The organism is Marinovum sp. E3, from assembly GCF_055755275.1.
In genome coordinates this window covers 3334121-3352242 of record NZ_CM146908.1, presented here as the reverse complement: position 1 = coordinate 3352242, position 18122 = coordinate 3334121, and the positions used below count along the sequence as shown (strand labels likewise).

The window sequence follows — 18122 nt, the reverse complement described above, 5'->3', positions numbered from 1 at the left end:
CGGCACTGTGTCACCACATCAGTGGGGTCACAAGAGACCGAACGCGAAATTTGATCAAATCTTTCGGCGCCGCCGGAAGGGCAAACCAGAGGAGTTACCATGGGACTGCGCATCAACGACACCGTGCCGAATTTTACCGCCGAGACGGACCAGGGCAGCATCACGTTCCACGACTGGATCGGTGACAACTGGGCGATCCTGTTCTCGCACCCCAAGGATTTCACCCCGGTCTGCACCACCGAGTTCGGCGCGGTGGCGCAGCTTGCCGATGAATGGGAAAAGCGCGGCACCAAGGTGCTCGGCATTTCCGTCGACGGCGTCGAGGATCACAAGGGCTGGAAAAAGGACATCGAGCTTGTTGCCGGCACCAAGGCGGGGTTCCCGATCATTGCCGACAACGGGCTGGCGGTGTCCAAGGCCTTTGACATGCTGCCGGCCGAATACTACCTGCCCGACAATCCGACACCGAACGACAGTGCCACGGTGCGCGTGGTCTATATCATCGGGCCGGACAAGCAGCTCAAGCTGTCGATGACCTATCCGATGAATGTCGGCCGCAACTTCGCCGAGGTGCTGCGCGCGCTCGACGGGCTGCAAACCGCCGCCAAACACGGTGTCGCCACCCCGGCCAACTGGCAGGTTGGCCAGGACGTGATCATCCCGACCGCCGTCAACGACGAGGCGGCCAAGGAAAAGTTCGGCGAATTCGAGACCGTTCTGCCCTATCTGCGCAAGACCAAGGCGCCGGCCTGAACCAAGCCATCTAGCTTCGGGAAGGCGGCCCCGCGTCGCCCTCCCTTGGCCCCTTCGGCCTCAAGGTCGAGGCCCCGGCGCGGCGGCCGGGGCGCGGCCCCCGAAACCACCCCGTCCCGGCCCCCGCGCCGGGACCTCTGCGCCGACCTCCGCCCCAACATCCCCAAGCGACACATTCCGGCATTATGCATGGCGGGCGCGGAACGCCGGCCATGGACAATCTCACCCGGATGCCTCCTAATCCCGCGACGCGACAGACAGGAGAGGGTCGGAAGACGAAGATGACGAAACGGGCGGCATTTGAAATCGGCGGCAAGACGTTTGAACCCGGCAGCGACGGGATCGTCGAACTGCCGGTCAGCCAGATGCCCGATCACACACCGGTCACCATGGCGGTGCATGTCTTTCACGGCAAACGCCCCGGCCCGGTGGTCTTTGTCTCGGCGGCGATCCACGGCGACGAGGTGATCGGCGTCGAGGTGGTCCGCCGCCTGTTGCGCGCCAAGCCGATCGAGCGGCTGGCCGGCACCCTGCTGGCGGTGCCGATCGTCAATTCCTTCGGCTTCATCAACCATTCGCGCTACCTGCCCGACCGGCGCGATCTCAACCGCTGTTTTCCGGGGCATCCCTCGGGCTCGCTGGCGGCACGTCTGGCGCATATCTTCATGACCGAGATTGTCGCCCGCTCCGACCTTGGCATCGACCTGCATTCCGCCGCCATCCGGCGCGAGAACCTGCCGCAGATCCGCCTGACCCCCGGCAATGCACGGCTGGCCGAGTTGGGCCGCGCCTTTGGCGCACCGGTGATGCTGCAATCGCGGCTGCGCGACGGGTCGCTGCGTCATGCCGCCGAAGAGATGGGGTGTGACGTGCTGCTCTACGAGGCGGGCGAGGGGCTGCGGTTTGACGAATACGCCGCCCGCGCCGGGCTCTCGGGGATACTGCGGGTGATGCATAAGCTTGGCATGATCGGCGCCCGCGGGGTGCCGCAGGTCAAGACGCCGCCGCTGCTGTCGGAACGCTCGAGCTGGCTGCGCGCGCCCCTGGGCGGGCTGCTGCGCACCTATCGCACCATCGGCGATTACGTCACCGAGGGCGAGGTGCTGGGCGTGGTGGCCGATCCCACCGGCGATGTCGAGGAAGAGGTGCTGAGCGAGATCGAAGGCATCATCATCGGCCGCACCAACATGCCGGTGGTCAATGAGGGCGACGCGCTGTTCCACATCGCGCTGACCCCGTCGGAGAAGGTGGCCGAGGCGGTGGTGGGCGAGATGTCGGCCCAGCGCGAGGCCGCGCCGCTGTTCGACGAAGACGAGATTATCTGACGTAAGGGCAGGAAAACCTGCCTTTTCGCAAGCGCGCTCAGGGGGCTATCATTCGGCAGCGGGACAGGACGGAAGGGATCATGCCATGCGCTGCCACGAGGTGGATTACGAGGTTTTTGGCGACGACATGCAGATCGTCGAGGTCGAGCTCGATCCCGGCGAGACGGTGATCGCCGAAGCCGGCGCCATGAACTACATGGAAGACGGCATCACCTTCGAAAGCCGCATGGGCGACGGCTCCACCCCCACCAGCGGCGTGATGGGCGCGCTGATGAACGTCGGCAAGCGGGTACTGACCGGCGAATCGATCTTTCTCACCCATTTCACCAACCAGGGCCGGGACAAGCACCGCGTCGCGTTTGCCGCGCCGTATCCGGGCAAGATCGTGCCGCTGGACATGGCGCAGCTCGGCGGCGAGATCATCTGCCAGAAGGATGCCTTTCTCTGCGCCGCCTTCGGCACCCGCACCGACATCGCCTTTCAGAAGAAGCTGGGCGTCGGGTTCTTTGGTGGCGAGGGTTTCATCCTGCAACGGCTGAACGGTGACGGCATGGCCTTTGTGCATGCCGGCGGCACGCTGATCCGGCGCGATTTGCAGGTCGGCGAGGTGCTGCGCGTCGACACCGGCTGTATCGCGGCCTTTACCTCCGGGATCGATTATTCCATCGCCCGGGCCGGCAACCTCAAGAGCATGGTCTTCGGCGGCGAAGGCCTGTTCCTCGCCACCCTGCGCGGCCCCGGCACGGTCTTTCTGCAAAGCCTGCCGTTCTCGCGGCTGGCCGACCGGGTGCTGCAAGCCGGGGGCATCGGCGGCAACAAGGGCGAAGGTTCGGTCCTCGGCGGATTGGGCGACATGTTCGGCGACCGCTGACGGCGGCGGCGCTGGCGCGATCCCCGTCCCGGACCCCGATCCGGGACCTCACCCCCCCCCTGCCAGCCATGAGGCCCCGGATCGGGTCCGGGGCGCGGCGCGTGTCTGACCTGCCGCAGCGCAATGAAAAAAGCCCCGGCGTCTCCACCGGGGCTCTTGGTATCTCGCATGAGGCGCGGGTTATTCCGCGCTCTCTTCCTTCTTGGCCTCTTCGCCGGTCTCCTGATCGACGACTTTCATCGACAGGCGCACCTTGCCGCGATCGTCGAAGCCCAGCAGCTTGACCCAGACTTCCTGGCCTTCCTTGAGCACATCCGAGGGATGGTTCAACCGGCGGTTCTCGATCTGGGAGACGTGCACCAGGCCGTCACGCTTGCCGAAGAAGTTCACGAAGGCGCCGAAATCGACGATCTTCACGACCTTGCCCTTGTAGATCTTGCCTTCCTCGGGCTCGGCCACGATCGAGTGGATCATGTCATAGGCCTTCTGAATGGCTTCCCCGTCCGGCGAGGCGATCTTGATGATGCCGTCGTCGTTGATGTCGACCTTGGCGCCCGATTGCTCGACGATCTCGCGGATCACCTTGCCGCCCGAGCCGATCACTTCGCGGATCTTGTCGGTCGGGATCTGCATGGTCTCGATGCGCGGCGCGTGGATCGAGAATTCCGCAGCGCCGGTCAGCGCCTTGTTCATCTCGCCCAGGATGTGCATCCGGCCGTCCTTGGCCTGGGCCAGGGCGTTCTTCATGATCTCGGGCGTGATGCCCGCGACCTTGATGTCCATTTGCAGCGACGTGATGCCGTTTTCGGTGCCCGCGACCTTGAAGTCCATGTCGCCGAGGTGATCCTCGTCGCCGAGGATGTCGGTCAGGATGGCATAATCGCCGTCGTCTTCCAGGATCAGGCCCATGGCCACACCGGCCACGGCCGATTTCAGCGGCACACCGGCGTCCATCATCGACAGCGAGCCGCCGCAGACCGAAGCCATCGAGGACGAGCCGTTCGATTCGGTGATCTCCGACACCACGCGGATGGTGTAGGGGAAGTCGGTCGGCGCCGGCAGGACAGCTTGCAGCGCGCGCCAGGCCAGCTTGCCGTGACCGATTTCACGACGGCCCGGAGGGCCCACGCGACCGGCTTCACCGACCGAATAGGGCGGGAAGTTGTAGTGCAGCAGGAAGTTGGATTTGAAGTTGCCGTGCAGCGCGTCGATGAACTGTTCGTCATCGCCGGTGCCAAGCGTGGTCACCACGAGACCCTGGGTCTCGCCCCGGGTGAACAGCGCCGAACCGTGGGTCCGCGGCAGCAGGCCGGTTTCGCATTCGATGCCGCGCACGGTCTTGGTGTCACGGCCGTCGATCCGCTTGCCGCCCTTGACCACGTCGCCGCGCAGGATGCCGGCTTCGAGTTTCTTGAGCGCCGCGCCGAGATTGGCGTCTTCGAGCTGCTCTTCGGTCAGCTTTTCCTTGATCGCGGTGCGCGCGGCGTTGACCGCGGCGGTGCGCTCCTGCTTGTCGGTGATGGCGAATGCGGCGCGCATCTGCTCTTCACCGGCGGTTTTCACCGCGTCATAGAGCGCGGAGTAATCCGGCGGCTGGAAGTCGAAGGGCTCTTTCGCCGCTTCTTCGGCCAGGCTGATGATCAGGTCGATCACCGGCTGGATCTGCTCATGCGCAAAGGTCACCGCGCCCAGCATTTCCTCTTCGGTCAGCTCGTAGGCTTCCGATTCGACCATCATCACGGCGTCCTTGGTGCCGGCGACGACGAGGTCCAGACGCTGTTCGGGGTTGAGGCGCAGGTCGTGCATGTCCTCGACCTCGGGGTTGAGGATGTAGTCTCCATCCACGTACCCCACGCGGCAGCCGGCGATCGGGCCCATGAAGGGCGCGCCGGAGATCGTCAGCGCGGCCGAAGCGGCGATCATCGCCACGATGTCGGGGTCGTTGACCAGATCGTGGCTCAGCACGGTGCACATGACGAGGACTTCATGCTTGAAGCCGTCAACGAACAGCGGGCGGATCGGGCGGTCGATCAGGCGTGCGGTCAGCGTCTCTTTTTCGGTCGGACGCGCCTCGCGCTTGAAGAAGCCGCCGGGCACCTTGCCGGCAGCATAGTATTTTTCCTGGTAGTGCACGGTCAGGGGGAAGAAATCCTGGCCCGGCTTGGGCTCCTTGGCGAAGGTCACGTTGGCCATGACGGAGGTCTCGCCCAGCGTGGCGATGACCGAGCCGTCGGCCTGGCGGGCGACCTTGCCGGTTTCCAGCGTGAGCGTCTCTTCGCCCCACTGCATGCTTTTCTTGGAAATGTTGAACATCTGCGTATCCTGTATGGGGCGCTCCCGGGCGTATCCCGGGTCCCCGTTTGAATGGCGGCCCCATTGCCGCCGACCCCTTTCATCATTTCATGCGCCGGGGTCAGAGCGTCACGTCTCAGATGCCGGCTGGAATACAGGGTTTCACGCCACTTGGAAAGACGGGATGTGGATAGCTTTGTACACGGGCGGATGCGGCCCCTGGGGCGGGCGGGCTTAAGCCTTTCGTAAAGACGCTGTGCTAGTTCTCGCCGCGTCAGGCAGGCAATTGCCGGCGCGGCAGTCTTTGACACGTCGACAGGGGGCTGGACCAGTGCGAATGTCCGATTTCAGATCTCTTCTGGCGGCCGGCCTCATGCTGGCGGCGTCTGTCGCGACAGCCGCGGCCGAAGAGGCCTGTATCTTCGAGGCCTGGCTGCTGCGAATGGTGCATCAGACCAACGCGGTGGCGGCGGCGACCGGAAAGCCCGGCCTGGTGCGGCAGCAGGCCGGGCTTGCCCGGACACTTGCGGCGTTTGACCGGCCCGAGATGCGCCGTGCGATGGCGCGCGAAGGCTATGGTGATTTTGCGCCGCTGACCGGCCGGCATGTGGCCTCGGCCCGGGCTCTGCTGGCCAGCCCGCCGGGCAGCCCGGGCCGCGACGCCGCGTTGCGCCGGCTTGGCAGCAGCGGCGCGCGGCTGCTGGCGGCGGTGGCCCGGATCGATTGCGCCGCGACAAGCGAGGAGCCCGCCCGAAGCGCGACGCGAGAGGCCGGAACGGCCCCGGGCGCAGGTCGTGGCACCGGGCTCTGGCCGGCATTCGACGGATCGGCCGGGCTCGCGCTTTTGTTGGCGGCGGCGGCGTTGGCCGGGCTGCTTCTGCTGGAACACCGGACCCGTTCGCGCAAGCGGCGGAACCGGCGCTTTGTCTGCGATATCCCCTGCCGCATCAGGCTGCGCGGCAGGCTCCATGACAGCCGGATCGTCGATATCAGCGAGGCGGGCGCCAAGCTTCAGCTGGGGATGGAGGGCAGTGGCGATGCGCCGGTCGATATCGAGGCCGGCACGTTTGCGGCGGCGGGGCGGGTGGTCTGGGCCAACACGCATTATTGCGGCGTGGTGTTCGACCGGCCGCTGGCCTCGGGCCAGTTGCAGGAGGCGATGCTGGCGGGCTGCGGGCCGGCCCCGCACCCGGCATCGGTGCAGACATGACAACGCCCGCCAGTTTGCACTGGCGGGCGTCACGGAGCCTTGCGGATCCGAAAAACCTTAGCGGCGGATTTCGAGACGCTTGATCAGGTCCTGATAGCGTGCCTCTTCCTTGCCTTTGAGGTAGTCGAGCAGTTTCCGGCGCTGTGCCACGAGCTTCAGGAGGCCACGGCGGGAGTGGTTGTCCTTCTTGTGGGTCTTGAAGTGCTCGGTCAGCGTGCGGATGCGCGAGGTGAGGATGGCCACCTGAACTTCGGGCGAGCCGGTGTCGCCGTCCTTGGTGGCGAATTCCTTCATCACGCGGTTCTTTTCTTCCACAGTAATCGACATCGGGGTCTCCTTTCGGAAATCTAAAGGGTTATGGCGCAAGCCGGGATGTCGTCCAGCAGGGCCCGTGGAGATGGTGCGCCCCGGCCGCGAAGCCGGGGCAAGAGCTCCCTATAGGGCAATTCTCGCGGTTTGGAAAGGGCCGAGCGCCATGGCTCTCATGCGGCAGGGGGAAGCACCTCCCATGCGGCGGCCTCGGCCTCGGAAACCAGCAGGATATCGGCCATGGTCATGTCTTCCGCGCCGCGCAGAAGCGCTACCTCCTGGCCGTCCACTGACATGCGCAGCACGTTGGGATCGTCGGCATCTGGCGCAATTGTCACATCGACGCCGCCGGCCGGGTCATCGGAAATCAGCAGGATCCGGTCCTCGCCCGGTTCGAAATCGATCAGCGTGATCTGCTGCCCGGGATGGCCGCGCAGCACGATGTCATCGGCGCCGGCGCCGCCGGTCACGACATCGCCATCGTCGGCAAGGATCCGGTCGTCGCCGGCGTTGCCGTTGAGATAATCCACCGCATCGTCCCCTGCCTCGGTGCCATCGAGCAGGTCGTCGCCGGCGCCGCCGAACAGCGAATCGCTGCCCTGGCCGCCGATCAGCGTATCGGCGTCATGCCCGCCGAGAAGACCGTCATCGCCGGCGCCGCCGATCAGCGTGTCGTTGCCCTGGCCATCGGTCAGAACGTCGTCGCCGGCCCCGCCCCGCGACAGATCGTGCCCGCCGTGGCCATAAAGCGCGTCATTGCCGTCGTCGCCCGAGAGCGTATCCGCCCCGGCCTCGCCGTGCAGGGTGTCGTCCTCGCTGCCGCCGTGCAAGAGATCGTCGCCGGCAGCGCCCCAGATCCAATCCTCGCCGGCTCCGCCCGACAAAAGATCATCGCCGCCCCGGCCATCGATCGCATCGCTGCCGCCACCGCCGGAGATCAAGGAGACGCCCTCGCCACCGGCAAGCGTGTCGGCGCCCGCGCCGCCGGTCTGCGTGTCGGGCTCTTCGGCGGGTTCGAGCATGCCGGGCGGGCCGAGGTCGTCCTCGGTCAGCTCGGGCGCCGTCGTCCGGCCGCCCGGGTCGTCGTCGTCATCGCCAATCGTGCCGATCATCACGACCGAGCCGACAGCGGCCATGCCCAGAAGGCCCGCAATCAATAACATGGTTTCACACCCTTTGTCCCGCGGGCAGTATCCCGCCGCAGCGCCCGCAGGGCAAACCAAATCGGATCAAATGGTTAACGGTTTCAGGTATTTACCCGGCGTTTACCACAAAATGCTGTGGTTTCTGCGCGTAGGAGACATACAGCGGATGACGCGGCAGCCCGTGCCGGGTGAGCCCGAGCGCATAGAGTCGATCCTGCGCCGGTGCCATCAGCGCCAGGGCCTCGGTGTCGCGGGCGCGGTGGGTGCCATGCACGCCCCAGGCGGCCAGCACCATGTCGGCCTCGTCGCAGGCGCGGCTGAGAAAGCCGTCGTTTTCCGGCCCGACCGGCGCTTCGGCGGCACGCAGATCCTCCGGCGCCGTGGCGCGGAAGGCAAAGAGGTTGACCACGTCGAGCGCGCCGAAGCCCAGGAGCCGCGCGCGTTTCTCGCAGCGCGCGATGGTCGGATCGTTGACCTTTTCGCTGGCGGTCGAAGGGTTGAGCATGACAAAGACGATGCGCCCCGCCGTCGCGTTCCAGACCCGCGTCAGGCGGTAGCGGTAGAGCCCGCATTCGCTGTAGATCGCTTCCGAGCGGCAGTCGGGCGTCTCATGCGTTTTGGTGACGAGCATTGGCCTAGCCGGTGACAAACACGCGCGAGGGTTGCAGCTTGCCGCCGCGGTATTCGCCAACGGCCACCGGCGTGCCCTGATGGCTGACCCAGACGGTCTCGCCAAATTCGACATCGCCGCCGCCGGTCACCTCGGCCGGGTTGCCATTGCGCAGCCGGGTGGCGGATTCGACACCGCAATGCAGCTCGGGCAGATCGCCAAGACCGGTTTCCAGGGGCAGCAGCAGGGCGTCGAGCTCGGGCGTCTGTGCCAGTTCCTCGACCCGGCCCAATGCCACCGCAGTTTCAAGATCGAACGGCCCCGACCAGATCCGCCGCAGGGTGACCACATGGCCGAGACAGCCCAGCACCCGGCCCAGATCGCGGGCAATGGCGCGCACATAGCCGCCCTTGCCGCAGGTCATTTCCAGCACCGCGGTGTCGGCATCCGGTCGGTCGACCAGCAGCAGCTCCTCGACCCAGAGGGGCCGCGCCGCGATTTCGACATCCGCGCCGTCGCGGGCCAGCTTGTAGGCCCGTTCGCCGTCGATCTTCACCGCCGAGAATTTTGGCGGCACCTGCTCGATATCTCCGACGAACTGGCCCAGAGCGGCCTTGATCTCGTCGTCGCTGGGGCGGCTGTCCGAGGTCTCGATCACCTCGCCCTCGGCGTCATCGGTGTTGGTTGCGGCCCCCCAGCGCACGGTAAATTCATAGGCCTTCATCGCGTCGGTGACATAGGGAACCGTCTTGGTGGCCTCGCCCAGCGCCACCGCCAGCAGGCCGGTCGCCTCGGGGTCGAGCGTGCCGGCGTGGCCCGCCTTCTTGGCCTGAAACGCCCAGCGCACCTTGTTGACGACGGCGGTCGAAGTGGGGCCCGCGGGCTTGTCCACCACCAGCCAGCCGGAAATGTCGCGCCCCTTGCGTCTGCGTGCCATGATGTCCCCGCGATGTGTGATCAGAGCGGGCGGGATAGAAAACGCCGGCGCAGCCGTCAATAGGGCGCAAGAAAAACCCGAGCGCGCGGCGGTTCTGTGCTAGATTGGAGCCCTGCCATATTTGCGAGGGCTCTGATGGCGGGAGGTGACACGGATTTTGCCGGATCGATCCCCGAGATCTACGACGCCTGGCTGGTGCCGCTGATCTTCGAGGCGCATGCCGAGGACATGGCGCAGCGGGTGGCGGCGCTGGCGCCGAAAGACGTGCTCGAGACGGCGGCGGGCAGCGGTGTGGTCACGCGGGTGCTGGCGCCGCAACTGGCGGCGACCACACGTTATGTCGCCTCCGATCTCAACCCGCCGATGCTGGCGCGGGCCGCCGCGCGGCAGCCCGAGGGCAAGGGTGTGCACTGGCAACCGGCGGATGCGCTCGACATGCCCTTCGGCGACGCAAGCTTCGATGTGGTCTGCTGCCAGTTCGGGGTGATGTTCTTTACCGACCGCATCGCCGGCCACCGCGAGGCGCGGCGTGTGCTGCGGCCCGGCGGGCGCTATATCTTCAGCACCTGGGACGAAATCGCCGAAAACGGTTTCGCCGATTGTGTGGCCCAGGCGGTGGCCGAGGTCTTTCCCGAGGATCCGCCGGATTTCCTGGCCCGCACGCCGTATGGCTATCACGATCCGGCCGGCATCCTATCCGATCTCCGGGCGGCGGGTTTTGCCGATATCGCGGTCGACACGATCGCCGGCGAGAGCCGGGCAGCCTCGGCCCGGGAGCCGGCGGTGGCCTTTTGCCAGGGCACGCCGCTGAGAACCGAGATAGAGGCGCGCGACCGGTCACGGCTCGAAGAGGCGACGGCACAGGCGCAGGCGCGGATTGCCGCGCGCTACGGGCCGGGGCCGGTGACGGCGCCGATCCGCGGCCATGTGGTGACCGCGCTGCGTTAGGCCGGCGCGGCCGCCCGGGTTCGGAGCTCAGGGGTCGGGCACCACCACGGCGACGATCGGCCCCATGGGAAAGCCCAGATCGCTGCGGCCGATGTCGGGGGCATGCAACCGCGAGACATTGCCATCGAGAAACAGCGCTTGCGGCACGCCGAGCACATCGCGGAAGAAGCTGGCGAATTCCCAGAAGGTCACGGTGTTGTTGGAAATCACGAAATAGGCGGTTTTCCCGTCCCCGGAGGTGCCGACGCCGTTGCGGATATAACGCGAGGTGCCGTCGGGCAGGAAATCGGGGTGCAAGTCGCCATCGATCACCAGCATCGGGCCGGATTGCGTGGCATAGCGGCAATCGGGCGCCTGATCGAGATATCTGCGGGTCTCGATCACATCGGCGCGGCCCGGGCGCAGGCAGAGCACGCCATTCGGCAGCAGGCCGAAATTGCCGGGGCCCTCGTTGGCGATCACCCGCATCTCTTCCTCGCCCTCCTCGATGTAATGGCCCACCGGGGCGCGGTCGTCGTGGTACATGCCGCCGTTGGTGGCAAAGCGCAGCTGCTTGCCCTCGGCCTGCACCGCGCGTTCGAGATTGGCAAAGGTGCCATAAGGCGCGCCGGCCTCATCGGCGCGGTAGAGCCGCAGCTCCTCCTCGCCGGGTCTCACCTTGCAGACGGTGAACCGGTTGCCTTCGTACCGCTCGTCCGAACAGGTCACCGCCATGGCCGGCGCCGCCACCAGAAGCAGCAGGGCTGTCAGTCCGCCGCGCAGCCTCATTCGTCCAGGTCGCGCCGGACGTTTTCCTGGGCGAACATCCGGCGGGTGTCTTCGAGCCGGTCGAAGGTGTCATCCAGCCGGAACCGCAGGTCGGGCGAAAACTTGATGGTCAGCTGCTTGTTGACCAGCCGGCGAATCTCGCCCTTGTTGCGCGCCAGAAGCGCCACGACGTCCTCGCCGCCCTGGCCGCCCAAGGGGCAGACATAGGCGGTGGCGATGCGCAGGTCGGGTGACATGCGCACCTCGCCCACGGTGATCGACACGCGGTTGAGATCGGGGTCATGCACCTCGCCGCGCATCAGAAGCTCGGAAAGGGTCCGGCGGATCAGCTCGCCGACCCGAAGCTGGCGCTGCGAGGCGCCCTGACCGTCTGGTATCTTGTTCTTAGCCATATCTGGCAGATACGCTTTCGCGCGGGCTTTGCCAAGTCGGGCGGCAGGCGGTATGTGGGGGCAAGCACAGGAGATCAGAGACATGAGCGCACCCCTTCCCGGCATTGTGATCACCGGCGCATCCGGCCGGATGGGCCAGATGCTGATCCGTAGCGTGAGCGAAAACGACCGGATGCGGCTGGCCGGCGCGGTCGAACGCAAGGGCCACGACTGGGTGGGGCGCGACGTCGGCGAGGCCATGGGCGGCGCGGCGCTGGGGGTGACGGTGACCGACGATGCGCTCTCGGTCTTTGCCGAGGCCCAGGCGGTGATCGATTTCACCGCGCCGGCGGCGACGGTGGAATTCGCCCATCTGGCGGCGCAGGCGCGGCTGTGCCACGTGATCGGCACCACCGGCATGGAAGAGCAGCACCTGGCCAAGATCCAGGCGGCGGCGCGCCATGCGGTGATCGTGCGGGCCGGCAACATGAGCCTCGGGGTCAACCTGCTGACGCTGCTGACGGAGAAGGTGGCGCGGGCGCTGGACGCGGAGTATGACATCGAGGTGATCGAGGCGCATCACAACCGCAAGGTCGACGCGCCCTCGGGCACCGCGCTGATGCTGGGCGAGGCGGCGGCCCGCGGCCGCGGCGTCGCGCTGGCGGATGTCGCCGACCGCGGCCGCGACGGCATCACCGGCGCACGGCAGACGGGCGACATCGGTTTCGCGGTGATTCGCGGCGGCGATATCGTCGGCGAGCATGACGTGATGTTCGCCGCCGCCGGCGAGCGGATCACCCTGCGGCATGTGGCCTCGGACCGGTCGGTCTTTGCCCGCGGCGCGCTGAAGGCGGCGCTCTGGGGCCAGGACAAGGCGCCGGGGGAATACGACATGATCGACGTGCTGGGGCTGCGGGACTAGGCGTTTCGGCCGGGCGGACGCGGGGCAGGGGGCGCTGCCCCCGGCGCCTGGCGGCGCCTCCCCCGAGGGTATTTCCGGCAAGAGGAAGCGCGCAGGGTCAGAAATCGATGGCGAGGCCCTTTTTCTCCCAGTCGCCGTAGCGCACGGGTTCGGGGCCGTCGCGGCCGCCGAGTTCGGTGGGCAGGGGCGTCTGGCCGGCCTGTTCGATGCGGCGGGCATCGGCCTCTTCCAGGGCGCGGCGGGCGGCATCGGGCAGGGCGGCGCGGCGTTGCGCTTCGGTCTGGTCCATCGGGCTTTCCTCTTTTCGTCCTCCCAGATATACGCCGGGGCTTCACATGGGCAAGCGGTCTGGAGGTCGCGGATGGCAGCAACGGCACGTGCGGGAGCGCTCTGGCTTCTGGGGCAGGTTCTGGCCGAGGGGCGGCTTCTGTCGGAACTGACCGGCACGGCGCAGCATCTGCGGCTCGATCCGGCCGAGCGGGCGCGGGCGCAGCGGCTGGCGCTGGAAACGCTGCGCGGGCTGGAAAAGGCGGACCGCGTCGTGAAGCCCTATCTGCGCAAGATGCCGCCGCTGGCGGTGCGTAACGTGCTGCGGCTGGCCACGGTCGAGCTCTGCCAGGGCGGCGATGCCCATGGGGTGGTGAACGAGGCGGTGGCGCATGTGCGGCGCGGCAAGCGGACCGCGGCCTATGGCGGCATGGTCAATGCGGTGCTGCGCAAGGTGGCGCTCGAGGGGCCGGCGAAATGGGCCGAGCTGCGGGTGCCGCATCTGCCGAAGTGGTTGCGCCAGCCCCTGGCCGAGGCCTGGGGCGGCGCCACCGTGGCGGCGATGGAAGCGGTGCATTTTGCCGGCGCGCCGCTCGATCTGACGGTGAAATCCGACGCCCGGGAATGGGCCGCGCGGCTGGGCGGGGCGCTGCTGCCGACCGGCTCGGTCCGGCTGACGGCGCCGGGGCAGGTCTCGGCCCTGCCGGGCTTCGAGCGCGGCGACTGGTGGGTGCAGGATGCCGCCGCCGCCCTGCCGGTCCGGGGGCTGGGAGAGGTTGCGGGGCTGAGCGTGCTCGACATGTGCGCCGCCCCCGGTGGCAAGACCCTGCAACTGGCCGCCGGGGGCGCCGATGTCACGGCGCTGGACATTTCCGAGGGGCGGCTGGCGCGGGTGCACGAGAACCTGGCGCGCACCGGGCTGAGCGCCGCGGTGGTGACGGCGGATGCGCTGGCCTTCGCGGGCGGGCCGTTCGATGCGGTGGTGCTTGATGCGCCCTGTTCCGCCACCGGCACCATCCGGCGGCATCCCGATCTGCCGCTGGTGCAGCGCGGCGAGGCGATCGGCGGGCTGATCGAGCTTCAGGCGGCGCTGCTGGACCATGCGCTGACCCTGCTGAAGCCGGGCGGGCGGCTGCTGTATTGCACCTGTTCGCTGCTGCCCGACGAGGGGGAATGCCAGATCGAGGCGGCGCTGGCGCGGCATGAGGGCCTGCGGGTGATGCCCGCGGCCTTCGATCTGCCGGGGGTGGCGCCGGACTGGCGCAGCGACGAAGGCGGGCTGCGGCTGCGGCCGGATTACTGGGCCGAGCGCGGCGGCATGGACGGGTTCTACATGGCCTGCCTGACCCGGGGATAACCCGGCCGCTGCCGGTCGCGGCGGGTGTTTTCAAAGGTGACTTTGTGCCGCGGCACGGCTATGCTCGGCCTCATATAACGCACGCCAAGTGCGCCAGAGGCAGTGCAGATGTCCGAGTACGAAAGCTGGTCGGCGCGACAGACGCGCCTGATGCACCGCGTTCATGCGCGGCTGGCCGCGCGGGCGCGCGCGGCGACGGCGTTCGTGTCGCAGCCCGAACCGCGCACCATCGGCAGCTTCAACCGGGGCCGGCAGCTGATCGCCGGCAACCTGATGTTCGCCGGCCATCTGATCGAGGCGAAGGGCGCCATGCTCTGGGATCTCGACCCGCCTGATCAGGCCTTCCTCGAACAGATCCACGGCTTTGGCTGGCTCGACGATCTGGCGGCGGTGGGCGATCTGCGGGCGCGGACGGTGGCGCAGGACTGGCTCTGGGGCTGGATCGACCGTTACGGGCGCGGCAGCGGGCCGGGCTGGACGCCGGATCTGACCGGCCGCCGGCTGATCCGCTGGACCCATCATGCGATCTTTCTGCTGCGCGCGCTGGAGCCGGCGCAGTCGGCGGCCTATTTCCAGTCGCTGGCGCATCAGACCCGGTTTCTCGGGCGGCGCTGGCACAAGGCGGCGCCAGGGCTGCCGCGGTTCGAGGCGCTGACCGGGCTGCTCTATGCCGGGCTGTCGCTGAGCGGGATGGAGCGCCACGTGGGATCGGCCACGGCGGCGCTGGCGCGGGAATGCGCCGGGCAGATCGACGACCAGGGCGGCATTCCGACCCGCAATCCCGAAGAGCTGCTCGAGGTTTTCACCCTGCTCACCTGGGCCGCCGCGGCGCTGGAGGAGACCGGCAATCCGGTGGCCCCCGAGCACCAGACCGCGATCACCCGCATCGCCCCCACCCTGCGCGCCCTGCGCCACAGCGACGGCGGGCTGGCGCGGTTTCATGGCGGCGGGCGGGGGCTGGACGGGCGGCTCGATCAGGCGCTTTCGGCCTCGGGGGTGCGCAAGGGCGCGCAGGGGCTGGCGATGGGCTTTGCCCGGCTCTCGGCGGGCCGCACCTCGGTGATTGTTGATGCCAGCCCGCCGCCCGAGGGCGCGGCCTCGTTCAACGCCCATGCCTCGACGCTGGCCTTCGAGCTGACCTCGGGGCGGCGGCCGCTGATTGTCTCCTGCGGCTCTGGCGCGCATTTCGGAGAGGATTGGCGCCGCGCCGGCCGCGCCACGCCGTCGCACAGCACCCTGGCGCTCGAAGGCTATTCCAGCGCCCGGCTGGGCCGCGAGGGCCGGGTGGCCGGCGCGCGACGCGAGATGCTGGAAGATGCGCCGGAGGAGGTGCCGGTCGAGATCGGCCATGCCTCTGACGGGCTCAAGCTCGAGGCCGGGCATGACGGCTATGTCGACACCCATGGCCTGACCCATGCCCGCATCCTCGAGCTGACCTTCGATGGCCGCGGGCTGGTGGGCGAGGACATGCTGCTGGCGCTGAAATCCTCCGACCGGAAGCGATTCGACCGGGTGCGTCACGCGGCTGGCAAATCGGGCATTCCCTATCATGTGCGGTTTCACCTGCATCCCGATGTCGATGCCGAGGTCGACATGGGCGGCATGGCGGTCTCGCTGGCGCTGCGCTCGGGCGAGGTCTGGGTGTTTCGCCACGAAGGCGGGCTGGAAATGACGCTGGAACCCTCGGTCTATCTCGAAATGGGGCGTTTGCGGCCCCGCGCGACGAAACAGATCGTTTTATCTCACCGGGCAATGGAGTATGCGACGCGCATTCGCTGGTCTCTGGCCAAGGCGCATGACACTGCCGTGGCGGTGCGCGACCTGACCACCGACGACGAAGACTACGATTTTGACAGCTGACCGCAGGACCCTGACGATATGACCGATGACACCCGCCTCGTGCCGATCCGGCGCGCGCTTCTCTCAGTTTCCGACAAGACCGGCCTGACCGATCTGGGCCATGCCCTTGCCGAACGCGGGGTCGAACTTCTGTCGACCGGCGGTTCCGCCAGGGCGCTGCGCGAGGCCGGCCTCGAGGTCCGCGACGTGGCCGAGGTGACCGGCTTCCCCGAGATGATGGATGGCCGGGTCAAGACGCTGCATCCGATGGTGCATGGCGGGCTGCTGGCGCTGCGCGACAATGACGCGCACGTGGCGGCAATGAAAGAGCATGGCATCGGCGGCATCGATCTGCTGGTGGTCAACCTCTATCCCTTCGAGGAGACCGTGGCCAAGGGGGCCGATTACGACACCTGCATCGAGAACATCGACATCGGCGGCCCGGCGATGATCCGCGCCGCAGCCAAGAACCACGGTTTTGTCACCACGGTGGTGGATGTGCAGGATTACGAAGGGCTGCTGCAAGAGCTGGACGCCAACTCCGGCGCGACCTCCTATGGTTTCCGCCAGCGTCTGGCGCAGATCGCCTATGCCCGCACCGGCGCCTATGATGCCGCCGTTTCCTCCTGGATGGCCGGGGCGCTGGGCGCCGCCGCGCCGCGCCGCCGCGCGGTGGCCGGCGAGGTCAAGCAGACCCTGCGCTATGGCGAGAACCCGCACCAGCAGGCGGCTTTCTACACGGATGGCACCGGCCGCCCCGGCGTCGCCACCGCGGTGCAGCACCAGGGCAAGGAGCTGTCCTACAACAACATCAACGACACCGATGCGGCCTTCGAGCTGGTGGCGGAGTTCGCCCCCGAGGACGGCGCGGCCTGCGCCATCATCAAGCACGCCAACCCCTGCGGCGTGGCCAAGGGCGCAACGCTGCTCGAAGCTTACAAGGCGGCCTTCGACTGCGACCGCACCTCGGCCTTTGGCGGCATCGTCGCCTTCAACCGGCCGCTCGACGAGGAGACCGCAAGGGAAATCACCGGCATCTTTACCGAAGTGGTGATTGCGCCTGGTGCCTCGGACGGCGCAATGCGTATTTTCAAAGAGAAGAAGAACCTGCGTCTGCTGACCACCGAGGGCCTGCCGGATTTGCGCGCCGGCGGCCAGACCCTGCGGCAGGTGGCCGGCGGCTTCCTGATGCAGGACAAGGACGTGGGCTTTGTCGGGCTCGATGACCTCAAGGTGGTGACCAAGGTCGCGCCGACCGACGAACAGATGCGCGACCTGCTGTTTGCCTGGAAAGTGGCGAAACACGTCAAGTCGAACGCCATCGTCTATGTCAAGGATGGTGCCACCGTTGGGGTTGGCGCCGGCCAGATGAGCCGGGTGGATTCAGCGCTGATCGCCGCGAAGAAAGCCGAGCGCATGGCCGAGGCGCTGGGCCTCGACACGCCGCTGACCCAGGGCTCCGCCGTGGCGTCGGATGCCTTCTTTCCCTTCCCCGACGGGCTGATGGAAGCGGCGGCGGCGGGCGCGACCTGCGTGATCCAGCCGGGCGGCTCGATGCGCGATGACGAGGTGATCGCCGCGGCCGACGAGGCCGGGCTGGCCATGGTCTTTACCGGCGTGCGCCACTTCCGGCACTAAGGGCAGGAGCGGGCAGATGCGAACGGTGTTCTGGGCAGCCTTCTGGGTGTTTCTGCTGGATCAGGTCAGCAAGATCGTTGTCGTGCATCTGCTCGATCTGCGCACCCTGGGCGAGATCGACGTGCTGCCGCCCTTCGTCAATCTGCGGATGGCGTGGAATTCGGGCATCAATTTCGGCCTGTTTTCCGGCCATTCCGATGCGGCGCGGATGGTGCTCATCGCCATCGCGCTGGTGATTGTCGGGTTCGTGCTGGTCTGGGTCTGGCGCGATCCGCCGGGACGGACCGGCCGGATTGCGGCCGGCCTCCTGATCGGCGGCGCGCTGGGCAATGTGCTCGACCGGGTGCTGTATGGCGCGGTGGCGGATTTTCTCAACATGTCGTGTTGTGGCATCGAGAATCCCTATGCCTTCAACGTCGCCGATATCGCGATCTTTGCCGGCGCCTTCGGGCTGGTGCTGTTTCCCGGACCGGGCAGCGGCAAGGGCTCGCCAAAGCGGAAAAAGGGCACGTGACCTCTCTGGAACAATCCGTTAAGTCTGGGCGCGTGAGCAGGTGGAG

The 18122-nt window shown here is 67.4% G+C and carries 18 protein-coding genes; 10 read left to right on the top strand and 8 right to left on the bottom strand.

The window, feature by feature from the left end:
* The first annotated feature begins 99 nt into the window (after positions 1 to 99).
* From AC0J5K_RS16400 to AC0J5K_RS16390, 3 genes are all read left to right on the top strand, one after another.
* Positions 100 to 753, top strand: a complete 654-nt coding sequence (locus tag AC0J5K_RS16400) for a peroxiredoxin (RefSeq protein ID WP_048533427.1) — start codon at positions 100 to 102, stop codon at positions 751 to 753.
* Between the two features lie 281 nt (positions 754 to 1034).
* Positions 1035 to 2078 (top strand): succinylglutamate desuccinylase/aspartoacylase family protein, encoded by a 1044-nt coding sequence (locus AC0J5K_RS16395; RefSeq protein ID WP_048533426.1) that lies wholly within the window; start codon positions 1035 to 1037, stop codon positions 2076 to 2078.
* Positions 2079 to 2163: 85 nt separating this feature from the next.
* Positions 2164 to 2949 (top strand): TIGR00266 family protein, encoded by a 786-nt coding sequence (locus AC0J5K_RS16390; protein ID WP_048533425.1) that lies wholly within the window; start codon positions 2164 to 2166, stop codon positions 2947 to 2949.
* 180 nt (positions 2950 to 3129) lie between these two features.
* On the opposite strand, the gene pnp is transcribed toward AC0J5K_RS16390, so the two are convergent.
* Positions 3130 to 5262: a polyribonucleotide nucleotidyltransferase gene (pnp, locus tag AC0J5K_RS16385; RefSeq protein WP_274565727.1), complete on the bottom strand. Its 2133-nt coding sequence runs from the start codon at positions 5260 to 5262 to the stop codon at positions 3130 to 3132.
* 316 nt (positions 5263 to 5578) lie between these two features.
* Here pnp and AC0J5K_RS16380 point away from each other — a divergent pair, with 316 nt between their 5' ends.
* On the top strand, positions 5579 to 6451 hold the full coding sequence (locus AC0J5K_RS16380; RefSeq protein ID WP_274565728.1) for a PilZ domain-containing protein: 873 nt from the start codon (positions 5579 to 5581) through the stop codon (positions 6449 to 6451).
* A 57-nt stretch (positions 6452 to 6508) separates the two neighbouring features.
* On the opposite strand, the gene rpsO is transcribed toward AC0J5K_RS16380, so the two are convergent.
* The 4 genes from rpsO to truB all read right to left on the bottom strand — a co-directional run bounded on the left by rpsO (position 6509) and on the right by truB (position 9452).
* Positions 6509 to 6778 (bottom strand): 30S ribosomal protein S15, encoded by a 270-nt coding sequence (rpsO, locus tag AC0J5K_RS16375; protein ID WP_048533422.1) that lies wholly within the window; start codon positions 6776 to 6778, stop codon positions 6509 to 6511.
* 155 nt (positions 6779 to 6933) lie between these two features.
* Positions 6934 to 7923, bottom strand: a complete 990-nt coding sequence (locus AC0J5K_RS16370; protein WP_274565729.1) for a calcium-binding protein — start codon at positions 7921 to 7923, stop codon at positions 6934 to 6936.
* Positions 7924 to 8014: 91 nt separating this feature from the next.
* A complete protein-coding gene (locus tag AC0J5K_RS16365) occupies positions 8015 to 8536 on the bottom strand; it encodes a DUF1643 domain-containing protein (protein ID WP_074839077.1) in 522 nt (173 codons plus the stop codon).
* A 4-nt stretch (positions 8537 to 8540) separates the two neighbouring features.
* Positions 8541 to 9452 (bottom strand): tRNA pseudouridine(55) synthase TruB, encoded by a 912-nt coding sequence (gene truB, locus AC0J5K_RS16360; protein WP_274565730.1) that lies wholly within the window; start codon positions 9450 to 9452, stop codon positions 8541 to 8543.
* A 135-nt stretch (positions 9453 to 9587) separates the two neighbouring features.
* Between truB and AC0J5K_RS16355 the strand changes: the two genes are divergently transcribed.
* Complete coding sequence (locus AC0J5K_RS16355) at positions 9588 to 10400, top strand: class I SAM-dependent methyltransferase (RefSeq protein WP_274565731.1); 813 nt, start codon at positions 9588 to 9590, stop codon at positions 10398 to 10400.
* Positions 10401 to 10427: 27 nt separating this feature from the next.
* Here the strand turns inward: AC0J5K_RS16355 and AC0J5K_RS16350 are convergent, their stop codons facing one another.
* Positions 10428 to 11168, bottom strand: coding sequence for a phosphodiester glycosidase family protein (locus AC0J5K_RS16350; RefSeq protein ID WP_274565732.1), 741 nt, complete (start codon positions 11166 to 11168; stop codon positions 10428 to 10430).
* Positions 11165 to 11560, bottom strand: a complete 396-nt coding sequence (gene rbfA / locus AC0J5K_RS16345) for a 30S ribosome-binding factor RbfA (RefSeq protein WP_074839088.1) — start codon at positions 11558 to 11560, stop codon at positions 11165 to 11167. Before rbfA ends, AC0J5K_RS16350 begins: the two co-directional genes overlap by 4 nt.
* A gap of 82 nt (positions 11561 to 11642) precedes the next feature.
* On the opposite strand from rbfA, the gene dapB reads away from it, so the two are divergent.
* A complete protein-coding gene (gene dapB, locus AC0J5K_RS16340) occupies positions 11643 to 12461 on the top strand; it encodes a 4-hydroxy-tetrahydrodipicolinate reductase (protein ID WP_074839090.1) in 819 nt (272 codons plus the stop codon).
* Positions 12462 to 12558: 97 nt separating this feature from the next.
* Here dapB and AC0J5K_RS16335 read toward each other — a convergent pair whose 3' ends face one another.
* Positions 12559 to 12750 (bottom strand): DUF1674 domain-containing protein, encoded by a 192-nt coding sequence (locus AC0J5K_RS16335; protein ID WP_048533415.1) that lies wholly within the window; start codon positions 12748 to 12750, stop codon positions 12559 to 12561.
* 72 nt (positions 12751 to 12822) lie between these two features.
* On the opposite strand from AC0J5K_RS16335, the gene AC0J5K_RS16330 reads away from it, so the two are divergent.
* The 4 genes from AC0J5K_RS16330 (at position 12823) to lspA (ending at position 18076) form a co-directional block, all read left to right on the top strand.
* The gene (locus AC0J5K_RS16330) at positions 12823 to 14085 is read left to right on the top strand and encodes an RsmB/NOP family class I SAM-dependent RNA methyltransferase (RefSeq protein ID WP_274565733.1); all 1263 of its coding nucleotides are present in this window, start codon (positions 12823 to 12825) and stop codon (positions 14083 to 14085) included.
* 108 nt (positions 14086 to 14193) lie between these two features.
* A complete protein-coding gene (locus tag AC0J5K_RS16325) occupies positions 14194 to 15945 on the top strand; it encodes a heparinase II/III family protein (protein ID WP_048533413.1) in 1752 nt (583 codons plus the stop codon).
* Positions 15946 to 15963: 18 nt separating this feature from the next.
* Positions 15964 to 17562, top strand: a complete 1599-nt coding sequence (gene purH / locus AC0J5K_RS16320; protein ID WP_274565734.1) for a bifunctional phosphoribosylaminoimidazolecarboxamide formyltransferase/IMP cyclohydrolase — start codon at positions 15964 to 15966, stop codon at positions 17560 to 17562.
* A 16-nt stretch (positions 17563 to 17578) separates the two neighbouring features.
* Positions 17579 to 18076, top strand: coding sequence for a signal peptidase II (lspA, locus tag AC0J5K_RS16315; RefSeq protein WP_048533411.1), 498 nt, complete (start codon positions 17579 to 17581; stop codon positions 18074 to 18076).
* The last annotated feature ends 46 nt before the right edge of the window (positions 18077 to 18122 follow it).